This window comes from Sporosarcina sp. P20a, from assembly GCF_002743175.1.
Lineage (GTDB): Bacteria > Bacillota > Bacilli > Bacillales_A > Planococcaceae > Sporosarcina.
The window spans coordinates 33,222-45,703 of sequence record NZ_PDYT01000015.1 but is presented as its reverse complement, the minus strand read 5'-3'; the positions used below and the strand labels follow the sequence as shown (position 1 = coordinate 45,703).

Sequence of the window (12,482 nt, the reverse complement as noted above, 5' to 3'; positions counted from 1 at the left end):
ACTGAAGACGACTCCATTTCTGGATTTGTCTTCAGTCTGATGCAAAGCTTAACGAGCTTTGCATTCTTTTATTTATTAACCATTTTCATGAATTCTCTCATTAATCCTGGAAGATCTGGCCAAGCATGTCCTGATACTAGATTTCCTTCTGTATGAAGATCTTTTTCAATATACGTGGCACCAGATGCTATGACGTCCGGCTTACATGCGATATAGGCTGTGTATTCTCTACCTTTCATAAGATCCGGAATGACGGATAACACCTGTGCAGCATGGCAAACTGCCGCCACTGGTTTATTCTCTTCAAAGAAATGACGGACAATAGCTGGTAAGGATTCGTCTAGACGAATATACTCCGGTGCACGTCCACCTGGAATAATGAGCGCGTCGTAGTCTACAGGATTGACATCTTTGAAGGCAATATGTGAATCCAAACCATATGCTGGCTTTTCAACATATGTTTCCATTCCATCGATGAAGTCATGGGTAACGGTATGTAATTTCTTTACCGATGGTGAAGCAATAGTCGTGTCAAATCCTTCTTCCAAACAACGGTAGTACGGATAGAAAATTTCCAATGCTTCTACTGCATCTCCGCCAAGAATCAATACTTTTTTACTCATATGCAGATCCACTCCCTATTCTGAATTGTATTACTACTTCACTTCATTCGACAATTTAACAATGAACCCTCTTTCTTTAACTGAAATTCTATTCTTTATGTATGGTTATCTCAAATTAAACCATATTACGACGAGGAGGGATTTCTATGGATAAAGATATACGCCATTTGTTTCATAAAGGAACGATCAACGAGGAAATGGGTATGGAGTTTGAAGCAACTGCGGAGGAAGCTTCACGCGCTCGAGAAAATGCAAGTGGTAAAGAGTATCGAGATGCTCTGAAAGAAGTCTATCGCGCAACAGAGGATAAAAGAAAATAATTCGTAAAAAGGCCCAACAGCTCACACTGTTGGGCTTTTTTACATCTTACTATACGTATTCCTTTGTCTTCTGCGTATCATATATTGCTCAATAATGATCGCGAGGATCGTTCCTGTAATCAATCCGTTAGATAATGTGGAAGCTACAATGGCAGGGAGTTGAGACAAACTTTCTGCTGGTACAAACATTGTACCTACACCTACCATCAATCCAAATGCTACAGCTTGGCGCGCACGTTCTTTTTCTGGATCTGCATCGAGTTCATTGAATGCCATCGACACCATTTTCGTAAAGATGGCAAAAGTTACAGCGTATGCAACGGGCGCCGGTAAAGCCGCAAAAATGGCCATGACACTTGGAAATAATGTAATGAATACTAATAGCGCACTACCAATAATAAATGGTTTTATCGACGGCATGCGTGTCGTGCCGACAAATCCTGCAGACCCTGAAATCGGTACGGAACCAATAGCAGAAAAAGCTCCCGCAATCAGATGGATAAATCCTGAAGCAAATGCTCCTTGGCGTAATCGATCAGGGGGATTAATTTTAAATGATTCCTTCAATAAATGTTCCATGACACGGATCGATGCGAGCATATTCGCTACTAATAATAATGTAATAAAGATCGCTGTAACGAGTACACCACTATCCCATACCGGTTTTCCGTAGACGAACATTTTCGGTAGCTGAATTAACTGATCGGACACTTTCGCAATAGCTGGTGTTTTTCCTAGCAATAAGAAAATCCCCCAGCCAAGTGCAATCGAAATCAATATAGCGTATTTAGATATGGATGGCCGTTTATTAGCCATCGCAATAAAAGTAATCAATAAAACAATGAAACTTCCGAATAAAATGACTGGATCCAGATGGTCTCCTGCTTCTTCTACACCCATCATTCCTTTAATAAAGGTACCGCTTAATTGTAAGATCAGTAGCATTAAATAAGTGAACGTAATCGCTGGTGTGAAGAGCACTTTCATTTTTGTGATAATTCCCGTAGCTGCTAGGATAATGAATAGCACACCGCTGTACAACATACCACTTTGCAATGCTTGCAGTGCGTCTGTTGACGTTGTATAAAAAATACCGACCATGCCTGCATAGACAACATAGATTCCCCACCATAAACCTGCGGGTCCTTCATTTATTGGCATTCGATGTCCGAAAAATGCTTGGATCAGACAGGCGATACCGAGAACGAATATGGTTCGTTGCATGAATAGTGACGTGGCTACTGGGTCCATACCGAAGACATGTGCGATCGCGATAGGAGCTGCAATAGATGATGCAATGAGAAAGACGGTCCATTGTATGCCGCCTGCTAGATGTTTCATTTGACGATTCCTCCGATAGTGCAGTGCAAATTAGAATTCATTTAGTATACCATGTGAAATGCTTTTTTTGCTTTTTGTAATTAATCTGTGTTTTTTGGAGTTACTAGAACTAAAGAGGGCGGGGGTTTGGACCCGAAGGATGTTACATAGTGAGTGGATCGGCAAGATCATTTATTTGTATGTTTTGTACAGAGCTACCCGTTTGACTGCCTATAGAAGTTTACTACTCTTTGGCAACGGTGCTATTATTCTTCCTATTAGAATCACAACCTACATAAATGACTCTGCAGTAGTGCATACAACTGCCGGGGAGGCCGTTCATGCCGGCTCAGACCCTCTACTAACTGCAGTAGCCAGCAACCAGTCGAGCGACGGACCTAACCCAAGCACCCGCAGCGCAACTAAAAAAAGGACCATTGCGAGAAGCAGTAAAATCACTACTTCAACGAAATGGTCCTAAACAATCCCGATTACTTCCCTTTCGGTTGTAGCGTAAGTACACGTCCGTCAGGAATCTCTTGTGTCATGAATGTTTCATGGTATTGGCCTTTTGCCCAGTCTTCTGCTTGGTCATGGAACCATTTAGATTTCAGGTGTCCACTTTGGCCAGGTCCGACGACGTGATAGGTTTTGTTTAAGTCGTCTAGGTCTGCAACGAAACGCCATGATGCGCCGTGGTTGACAGATCCGTCATCCTTGAAGGCAGCGGCTTGTACTGTGATATTGGATCCGCCGATTGGTTGTTTTTCTGGGTTTAATAATTTTGCAAATATAGGTGATGCGCTTGCTAGTGGGTGAGGGAATGTCAGTTGGTGATAGTCTCCCCATGCCCACTTTTGTTGTTTGTCGCCAAAGTCATTGGCGATATTTTTCATTGCATTGCTAAATGAATTATACACCCACTGATCGACACCTTGCTTTTCTTCTACCCAGACGCTTTCTTCTCCACTATAGCCTTTACGCAGAAGCTCGTCTGTAATTTGGTTTTTGCCTGGCATGAGTTCATATACATCCGCCGGCATCTCTTCGCGGAACATGTCAATTTGCAGTTGTTTCATCCACTTATGGTAAATTAGCGGAGCACTGCTGTCTTTTGAATCGACTTGATCCCATTGTTTTAACGTATTCAATACTTCTTTATAGTCACCTGATTGATCTTTGTTCTCTACTGAGCCAATCATGGAATCAAGGAACTCTGCAGCATAGAGATTTTTTTGGTCCATTTGCAGTTCCATCATGTCATCCACTGTGAAATTATCCCCTTCTCGTAGCACTTCCGCAATCCGTTCGAAGCGGTATGGTTGTGCCCAGAACTTCGTGATGTGATACGGATACTGTTCATCCACCACTTCATTATTTGCTGTGGCGATGAAACCTTCTTTCGGATTCACTACACGTGGTAATTCATCATAAGGAATATAGCTTTCCCAACCGTAGTCGGAAGAATCTCCTGGCACTGCCAATTGTGCGTCACCTTGTTTACGGATGGGAATTCGACCGTTCGCTTTATACGCGATTGTGCCATCTGTAGAAGCGAAGACGAAATTTTGTGCTGGTGCGTGAAATTTCTCTAATGCTTTCTCAAAACTTTCCCAATCTGAGGATTTATTCATCTCCATAATCGCTTCGAGTTCAAGTGTAGGCTCTAGTGCCGTCCACTGCATGGAGAATAATGCTTCAGGATCTTCTTCTTTATACATTATGTCTGAAACAATGGGCCCGTGTTTCGTGACGATTACTTCATATGGGATGTCTTCTGCACCTTTAACTTTAATCGTCTCATCCCGCACTTCTGCCTGTTCCCACTTTCCATCATAACGGAATTGAGCTTTTTCACTTGGATGCGGAACTTCAATATACAGATCTTGCACATCTGGTCCAACGTTCGTGACACCCCAAGCAATGTCTTCATTATTCCCTAAAATGATTCCTGGAATTCCCGCAAAAATTACACCTTCCACATTTTGTTCAGGGGATTGTAAATGCATTTGATACCAAATAGACGGAGTACTTAATCCTAAATGCGGATCATCAGCCAGTAGAGGTTTACCGGAAGCTGTCTTTTCTCCTGATACTACCCAGTTGTTACTACCATTAAATTCTGGTGGTGAAAGTTCTGGTAGGAAGCGTCCCGCCACTTCTACGCTATGTTCTTTATTAGCCGTCATAATAGATTCTGCGTTTTTTGGATACGTGAGGAATAAATCTTTCACTTTCTCTTCTGGAAATGCATTAATTGCCCAGTGGCGGAATGCTTGCGGTTGCCATCTACCACCCAAGTCATACGCCATGTACTTCCCGATGGTTAACGAATCAATAGGCGTCCACTCTTCAGGCTCATATCCAAGAAGCGCAAATTCATAGGACAACTTCTTTTCAGATGTAGCTTCTTCAATGAATGCATTGACCCCTTCTGCGTACCAACCAAGCACCGCTTTTGCATGTTCTCCATATCCTTCATATGAAGCTTCCGCAGCTTTACGCAAACTAAATGTACGGAATAACTTATCTGTATCGACTGCCTTTTCCCCAATGACTTCTGCCAAGCGACCACTCGCCTGCCTGCGTGCTAAATCCATTTGGAATAAACGGTCTTGCGCTTGCACATAACCTTGCGCTCGGTACAAATCTTCATCCGAAGCAGCGTTGATATGCGGGACTCCGTTGTGATCTCGCGTAACAACTACTTCTTGATCAATGAATGAGACTTGATGCTCACCTGCTTCAAGTGGTTTTGATTTTGAAATATAAGCGTTTGCAAATATAGCAACAAGCACCGCTATAATGGATAGTATACTAAGCACCCACAACGTAATTTTTCTGCCTCTCCCCATATTACTCCCCCCTCTTTAGAACTTAGTATACTATTAATATTCTGAAATTACTTTAGTTATTATTCTTTAATAGAAAGTATGAAACACAGTGCATGAAATTGATAAGGAGGAATAGGTGTTGGGTCTGGGATTTGCAATGCGAGTAGGTGATACTAGTTGTAGTTCACTGTCAGTGGGCTAGTAGTTGTTTGAAACTTGAGTTTGAGTTTGAGTTTGAGTTTGAACTTGATCAGAACTTGAACTTAAATAAGTTCGAATACATCAACAAGTTACACACTACCTTCAGTGAGTGATCTAAGTACTTCTACTTTTAACGTAGGATTGAAGCGGAAGCTGGGGCGACTCCTGGGGAATAAGAGTGATCTTGAGACCTCACAGGGAGCGTAGCGGACGAGGAGGCTCAAGATTACTCCGCCGGAAAGCATCCCCAGCTGGAGCTTCAATCGCCTTGTACTCACTACTTTCTTTCACTGTATATAAAATTTGAGGTTGATGTAATATCTTAAAACCACGTAAAAAAGAATGTCCCTTAAAGTCACTGACTTCTGGGACATCCTCTTTTGAGTCTACTTAACGGGATTCGAAAATCTTTTGGATGACGTGATTATTGTTCGATTTTCCAAAGTTTTTATGAATACAGCTTTCGGGTTTTTCACGCAAGATAGACGCAAAGCTTTTGGCCAATTCCGCTTCCCCTGCCACATGCACTTCTTTCCATCCACGCTTCTTCTTCATGTTACCAACCACAGAGCCCATGTCTTTATAAAAACGATCCAGATTTACTTTTAAACGCTGATCAAAGCCGTCTGTATGCCCTCCAACTCCCCGCTGTATGGAAGACTTGATGTCCTTTTGTTCTTTCCAGACATCGAGACCCGAATCAAATTCATACACTGTTTCGTCATGGACTCTTCCCATTGCTGTATCCAAAATCCGGACATTGCTGTAACTTGGGAGTATTATTCCCGCTTCAGGATATGCTTGTAACATATACTCGAATTCATTCGTCATCGCCTGGTTCTCCCAATGAAAGCTCGTCTTGACAGCCACTTGAACATAATGAACAGACCAAATTTCAGGATCTGCTGCCGCAAAAATGATAACGCCTTTCGCCAAATCATTTTGCTTATCTTCAACTTCCTTCATCACACGGTCTTTCACTGAACGAAATGCTGTCAATTCCTTTTCATCTCCGGATGCGACGAGATATTCATCAAGCCTTTTCAAACCTGATTTCAAATGAATTCTCCACGCTGCTTGCTGTTGTTCAGGATCTGCAGGATTCGTGTTTAAGTATACTGACAGCACACATCGGTCATCACAGTGAAATGCTTTCAACTTTTTCAATTCTTCGCTAATACTCATCCAATCATCCTCCTTATTCCCTCAGCTGTAGCATGCCCGCTGAAATGAATATTACAAGGCGATTAGAGCTGTGAATTTTTTCAAGTAGAAAAAATTTGTATCAAAAATGCCCAGTTTGTAAAAAACGTGCAGTTAATTCAGCTACTTCTTTTTGGTGATGGATTTCTTTATGTCCATATGGCAACGTTATAAAATCAGCTAGTCCCGGATAGTAAACTGAATTCAACTCTATTCTTCCATCATTTTCTCCTCGGAGTAACATTCCAAGACATAAATGGTTACGGTTTCCTGCTATTGCGCCAATTAAAAAAGGAGTCATGTCCGGCAAATTCAGCTGCTAAATATACGTTGCGTTCAATGACCGTAATGTTCTATAGTACTCAGTGTATCCTAAAATTTTGCTCGCCACGAATGCAAGCTGACTTCCTTTGTTGGGCGTGGCAATTTGCACACAATGACCAATTGAATCCATCCATTGTGTTTCCTGCAATACTTTTCGAATAAGAAGGCCGCCTGTACTGTGACCAACCAAATGAATAGGCCCATCTTTTTTTGAAACCATATCGGATAAATGTTTTTCCACATAATAAAAAGATTGATCAAATTCATGATATGTTAACGGTAAGTCGAGCGATCTGCATTGAAAACCGAGATGTTCTAAATAGGTAGACAATGTCTGCATATCGCGTGAGTTTTTATTAAAACCATGAAGTAAAAGGACTCGTTTTTCCATACGATCACTCCTTTATCGTTAATTACCTGATTCGATTTTCTTAATAAGTTCCTTCGTTTGTTGATTCAGCTCTTCTACGTTCACTTGCTCTCGTTGAATATCCTTCACTTCATACTGTTGCTTCATCAGTAAAATACGCTCGACACTTTGATTAATTCGCTGTTCTGTAATCACTCCCTCATTTATAGCCTCTTGTAATGCGGTGAGTAGCTCGTTTACTGGCGTATATTTATGCCCAACGAGCAAAATATCTCCACCCGCTACAATAGATTGGACTCCCACCTCTCCAATCGAATAGTTTTCAACGATAGCTCCCATAACCAAGTCGTCTGTAATAACAACACCGTCAAACTGTAATTCATCACGCAATAAGTCTTGAATAATTATTTTTGAAAATGATGCAGGTGTTTTCGGATCATATGCCTCTACAAGTAAATGGCCGACCATTACCGCATTTACGCCGCCCTTAATCGCCTGTTTAAAGGGAAGCAGCTCTACATTCTGCAAGCGCTCCTTATTATGCGTGATTACGGGCAAATCAATATGCGAGTCTACACTTGTATCACCATGTCCCGGAAAGTGTTTGACGACAGGAATGACATATTCTGATGTCATTCCGTTCGCTTGCTGGATCCCTGCTTTACTGACTAGCTGTGCATCATTACCATACGAACGGTCACCAATCACTGGATTATTTGAATTGCTATCTACGTCAAGTACAGGTGCAAAATCCATATTCAACCCGAATGCACTCATTTTCCGACCAATTAACTCTCCAACATCGTATGCATATTTCCCATTTGCAGCATTTCCCACTTTACGATTGGAAGGAGTTTTCATGAGCCCTTTTGGCAAACGCGTAACGCGCCCTCCTTCTTCATCTGCACCGATGAATAACGGCGTTTTTGAATTCGCATTGGCCTGTTTTAACTCATTAATCAAGTTAAGCGACTGCGAAACAGAAACGAAATTACGTTTAAATAAAATGATGCCACCGACATGTCTGTCTTGAATAAATGTTTTCGCTACTGAATCCAACTGTGGACCTTGCACACCCATCATAATCATCTGACCTAGCTTCTCATCTAGTTGCATTCCTTCTATGACAGCCTGAATCTCAGCACTTGGCTTATGGAGCACAGCGATTTCTGCAATGGATGCATGGTTTTCTGAAGAAGTAAACAGCAAGGTTAATCGATATTCATCATTCAACTCATAAATAAATGCCGTTTGCTCATCTACTTGTCTCAGCTTATCCGGAGCTCCTAGTATTTCCTTGGTTTGAGTCTGCGTAACATTATCGAGTGTGGATTCCACTGTACGTAATTTATAGACCTGATTATTCTCTGTCAAACGAAGCTTCAGCTGTTCTTTTTCATAAACCACATGCGTTCCTTTACTATCACGTTCTACATTATCTGCTCCTCCTATTTGATCTTGGATTTGTTGAAAAGTAGATTTCCCTACCTGCCACTGTTGGTTGGGCAATTTTCCTTTTTCAGCCGCATCGCGGATCCCAATCAACGCTTGTTCGTTCTGTTTATTTCGTATTTCTATTTGTTTAGATTGTTCATTCTGATTGCTCTTTTGATTTGAACACCCTATTGCTATCATAAAAATTGCACCGACGACGAGTAACAGCAATATTCTAGATACTTTTTGCATAGCTCCACCTCATCTTTTAGTCATGATAACATTTTTCAGACTTCTATTGATATCGTTAGCTGTCGCATAAAACTTCGAATTTTGTCCATTCTAGTCTGTAGGAGGTGGACGAACATGACGAATAAAAATAATAAAAAGACCATGAATGAACGGACACACAACCCGTTGAATACGTATGAAAATAAAAACAAAGAAGCGAGTAACAGTAATAATCAAAATCCGGAGGGGCATTCATTAGAAGAATTTTCTGCAGAGTTTGGGTCTAGGCCCAAAAATAAGAAGAAGAAAAAATAAAACAACTGCCGCCTTCTGATTTTTAGAATGGCGGCAGTTGTTTTATTTTATACCTCTTCATTAATTCTGAAATGACGTCTTCCATACCAATTCCCTACCTTATTGTATACAGAGGCAAGTACTTGCTGGAATAGCATACCCAAAACGACAGGCATTGCGACTTTCGCTGGGAAGAAAGTCGTCGCTATAACAACACCTGTAGCGATATTTCGCATGCCCCCAACAAACATGAACGTCATAGCAATTATTGGATCCTTCCATAGTACATGCGCGATCCATAAGGCAGTTGCATAGCCCGTTAACGCTATGAACAATACTAGAGCAATAATGCCGACAAGCTCTAAAGAAACCTTCTGTACATGAGGCGCTACGGCACTACCATTGATCGCAACAATCGCAAATAGACTTAATTTAGAGAATGGAGCTAAAAAGGGGCCCCATTTATTTTGAATGCTTCCCTTTGATAGTTCATTTAACGTAATACCTAGTATGGTAGGTAGTACAATCATCCAAAGTAGATTAAGTATTAGTGACATCGTATCAATTGTTACATTTTCTCCTACGACGAAATATAGAATAGCCGGTAAAACGATAGGTGCCAGTAATGTATCAATTAATATGATCGATAAGCAAAGAGGAAGATTACCTTTCGAGATAGTTACCCAAATCACACTCGTAACACCCGTCGGAATAGCTACCGCCAACACAAAACCTACCGTCAGTAAATGATCATCAAAAAAGATCGTGGATAAAAAATAAGCCCATGCAGGCATTACTATATGCAGAAAGGCGATGCTTACAAGCACTACGGCAGGATACTTCCTTACCATACGAATTTCTTTAACATTCATACCAAGACTACCTACGAACGTCATAAACGCAAACAGCCAGGAGACGATAAATAATAACTGCTCCCCTACTTGATGAAACAATACACCTATAACTAAGCTAAGAGGTGTCAAGATGGCAATCCATCGTTGTAAAAAGGTATTCAATTTACTAAACATATAATTCCCTTCTTTACTAGCCTGACGTCATAGTTGATATAGTCGTATTCTAGCATAGTAGATTGTGTGAAAAGCAATACTCTATCTTAAAAATAAAAAGAGATATAAAAAACCCGCAGCAGTAAATCGCTACGGGTGTGTGATGACGAAATTATTTTGTGTATGAAAGAACTGCATATTTGCTAAAGTTCTTCATTGCATCTGTCGCTTCTGCTTTTTCAGCATATTCAAAAATACGTACGTTTGCTTGATCGAATAATGTAATTACCCACATGTTTTCCAGTCTCCTTTTAATTTGTATTCATTTATCAATAGGTAAGGCAGCGCTTAGTATGTGTATGTTAAAACTGCGTAATTGTTAAAGTTCTTCATTGCGCTAGTTGCTTCTGCCTTCTCAGCATATTCAAAGATCCTTACGTTTTTTTGATCAAATAATGTAATAACCCACATGTTGTCAGTCTCCTTTTAATTTGTATTTATTTATCAATATAAAAGCCAATGCTTAGTATGTGTATGTTAGGACTGCGTAATTGTTAAAATTTTTCATTGCTTTTATTGCTTCGGCCTTTTCAGCATATTCAAAGAACCTTACGTTTGCTCGGTCAAACAATGTGATAACCCACATATTGTGTAGTCTCCCTTTTGTTTGGCAGCATACTTCCTTGAATGGAATCTGCTAACCAATTTCTTTTGTTACTCTTATCATACTCTGTTCTACAACAAAATAAACCGCCATGTGAAACATTTCACATTTTATTCAAAGTCAAAACGCTTACATATGTCATAACTGTGTCTGCAAACGTTTTCTTATAAGTGAAATACAATTTATGCATCTTTTTAAAATATAATTTGATTTTTTCATCAACACAAAATTACATCCTTCGACATTCTCTGTGAACTGGTATCTTCAATTATAAATATTCCAATTCAATATACATGTAAAAAACCGTAGCGAAGTATGCTACGGATTAAAGTACTAACTGTTTATTTTATATAAGTTAGAATGGTATATTTACTGAAATTCTTCATGGCATTCATCGCTTCTATCTTCTCCGCATACTCAAATATTCGTACGTTTTCTTGATCAAATAAAGTAATGGTTGCTTTGTGAATTCTAGTCACAATTGGTTTAGCTATTTGCTCACATTTCTGTTGAACACAAAAAGTGTTGATAGACATATACTATGATGAAAACATAAAGAAAGGGATGAGTTCAATCAATCAACCTGTTTCTAATTTCATGTTAGTGTGTTGGTATCAACCAATATATGTATGGCCTTGTTTCAATTTTTATCCTACACAACAAATGAATCAAGCTGAGCATCCATCTGTACTAACACAACATCGTCAAACAGATTTTGGTCCTATGCCCTTCACGATCAATATAGAAGAAGCAACCAAACGAAACCAAACGTTCCGCACTGCATTATGGACGGGTGACCATTTGCAACTCACGCTTATGAGTATTGCACCCGGAGAGGATATTGGTTTAGAAATACATCCGCATGTTGATCAATTTATTCGGCTTGAGGAAGGGAAAGGAATTGTTCAGATGGGAAGTAGAAAAGATCAAGTAGATTTCGAGCGGCACGTTCAGGAGGATGATATTATTATTATTCCAGCTGGAACTTGGCATAATCTTACGAACACTGGTGTAGTGCCCATCAAATTATATTCTATTTATGCGCCGCCAAATCATCCACACGGTACGGTACACGAAACAAAAGCTATTGCGGAAGAAATGGAGTCCACACATACTACTCACAATACAGATATATAGTCATCTGAAGTGCACTGTTGCTGTGATAGTAAAAGTTAAAAAGACAAGACACCCATTTACAGGGCGTCTTGTCTTTGCTATTTCTATTCATAGTGTAAAACTTTTCACAAAAATAATAAGGCTAAGCTAACAACGATAGAAATTGAGAGCGCAATTTTACTTAATAACACAAGTTCCTCACTTCTGAACTTTATAACAACTGCCAATATAGCTACAATCCCCATTACGACGGCTAATGTTCTTTGAATTGCAAAGTTTGTAGGAAAAGTTGTAAACGCTAGGTAGGATAAAAGCAGACCAAATAACATATTGATTATTATTATACTGTTATTGGATTTACTTTTATACAATAAGACTTGAATTCCTATCGCTAGGACTATTAAAACTATATACATGATTTCCAATATGCCTAATGCCATATGAGTTCACTCCTTCTTATTAGAATTACTAATTCAATAATTGTAACATGAAGTCAATATTTACGAAATTTCTGCATTAGTTGTTTCATTAATTATTCAAA

At 39.8% G+C, this 12,482-nt stretch carries 13 protein-coding genes; 3 read left to right on the top strand and 10 right to left on the bottom strand.

The window, feature by feature from the left end; all coding sequences use genetic code 11:
* Positions 1 to 68 precede the first annotated feature (68 nt).
* Positions 69 to 623 carry a DJ-1/PfpI family protein gene (locus CSV72_RS11925; protein WP_099678530.1) on the bottom strand — a complete coding sequence of 185 codons (555 nt, stop codon included), beginning with the start codon at positions 621 to 623 and terminating at the stop codon, positions 69 to 71.
* A gap of 146 nt (positions 624 to 769) precedes the next feature.
* Between CSV72_RS11925 and CSV72_RS16770 the strand changes: the two genes are divergently transcribed.
* Positions 770 to 943 carry a hypothetical protein gene (locus CSV72_RS16770; RefSeq protein ID WP_158232208.1) on the top strand — a complete coding sequence of 58 codons (174 nt, stop codon included), beginning with the start codon at positions 770 to 772 and terminating at the stop codon, positions 941 to 943.
* 39 nt (positions 944 to 982) lie between these two features.
* Here the strand turns inward: CSV72_RS16770 and CSV72_RS11920 are convergent, their stop codons facing one another.
* From CSV72_RS11920 to nagZ, 6 genes are all read right to left on the bottom strand, one after another.
* Positions 983 to 2,284 carry a purine/pyrimidine permease gene (locus tag CSV72_RS11920; RefSeq protein WP_099678529.1) on the bottom strand — a complete coding sequence of 434 codons (1,302 nt, stop codon included), beginning with the start codon at positions 2,282 to 2,284 and terminating at the stop codon, positions 983 to 985.
* A gap of 470 nt (positions 2,285 to 2,754) precedes the next feature.
* Positions 2,755 to 5,118 (bottom strand): penicillin acylase family protein, encoded by a 2,364-nt coding sequence (locus CSV72_RS11915; protein WP_099678528.1) that lies wholly within the window; start codon positions 5,116 to 5,118, stop codon positions 2,755 to 2,757.
* A gap of 570 nt (positions 5,119 to 5,688) precedes the next feature.
* Positions 5,689 to 6,483 (bottom strand): VLRF1 family aeRF1-type release factor, encoded by a 795-nt coding sequence (locus tag CSV72_RS11910; protein ID WP_099634783.1) that lies wholly within the window; start codon positions 6,481 to 6,483, stop codon positions 5,689 to 5,691.
* Between the two features lie 100 nt (positions 6,484 to 6,583).
* Positions 6,584 to 6,802: a hypothetical protein gene (locus CSV72_RS16765; protein ID WP_233191264.1), complete on the bottom strand. Its 219-nt coding sequence runs from the start codon at positions 6,800 to 6,802 to the stop codon at positions 6,584 to 6,586.
* Between the two features lie 18 nt (positions 6,803 to 6,820).
* Positions 6,821 to 7,216, bottom strand: coding sequence for an esterase/lipase family protein (locus tag CSV72_RS11905; protein WP_099678527.1), 396 nt, complete (start codon positions 7,214 to 7,216; stop codon positions 6,821 to 6,823).
* Between the two features lie 18 nt (positions 7,217 to 7,234).
* Complete coding sequence (gene nagZ / locus CSV72_RS11900; protein WP_099678526.1) at positions 7,235 to 8,881, bottom strand: beta-N-acetylhexosaminidase; 1,647 nt, start codon at positions 8,879 to 8,881, stop codon at positions 7,235 to 7,237.
* Between the two features lie 114 nt (positions 8,882 to 8,995).
* On the opposite strand from nagZ, the gene CSV72_RS11895 reads away from it, so the two are divergent.
* A complete protein-coding gene (locus tag CSV72_RS11895) occupies positions 8,996 to 9,175 on the top strand; it encodes a hypothetical protein (protein ID WP_099678525.1) in 180 nt (59 codons plus the stop codon).
* Between the two features lie 47 nt (positions 9,176 to 9,222).
* Here the strand turns inward: CSV72_RS11895 and CSV72_RS11890 are convergent, their stop codons facing one another.
* Entirely contained in the window at positions 9,223 to 10,182 is a 960-nt protein-coding gene (locus tag CSV72_RS11890) for a bile acid:sodium symporter family protein (RefSeq protein ID WP_099678524.1), read from the bottom strand.
* A 151-nt stretch (positions 10,183 to 10,333) separates the two neighbouring features.
* Positions 10,334 to 10,456 carry a hypothetical protein gene (locus tag CSV72_RS17170; protein WP_255397466.1) on the bottom strand — a complete coding sequence of 41 codons (123 nt, stop codon included), beginning with the start codon at positions 10,454 to 10,456 and terminating at the stop codon, positions 10,334 to 10,336.
* Between the two features lie 1,032 nt (positions 10,457 to 11,488).
* Here CSV72_RS17170 and CSV72_RS11880 point away from each other — a divergent pair.
* Positions 11,489 to 11,962 (top strand): cupin domain-containing protein, encoded by a 474-nt coding sequence (locus tag CSV72_RS11880; protein ID WP_233191262.1) that lies wholly within the window; start codon positions 11,489 to 11,491, stop codon positions 11,960 to 11,962.
* 104 nt (positions 11,963 to 12,066) lie between these two features.
* On the opposite strand, the gene CSV72_RS11875 is transcribed toward CSV72_RS11880, so the two are convergent.
* On the bottom strand, positions 12,067 to 12,381 hold the full coding sequence (locus CSV72_RS11875) for a hypothetical protein (RefSeq protein ID WP_099678521.1): 315 nt from the start codon (positions 12,379 to 12,381) through the stop codon (positions 12,067 to 12,069).
* Between the last annotated feature and the right edge of the window lie 101 nt (positions 12,382 to 12,482).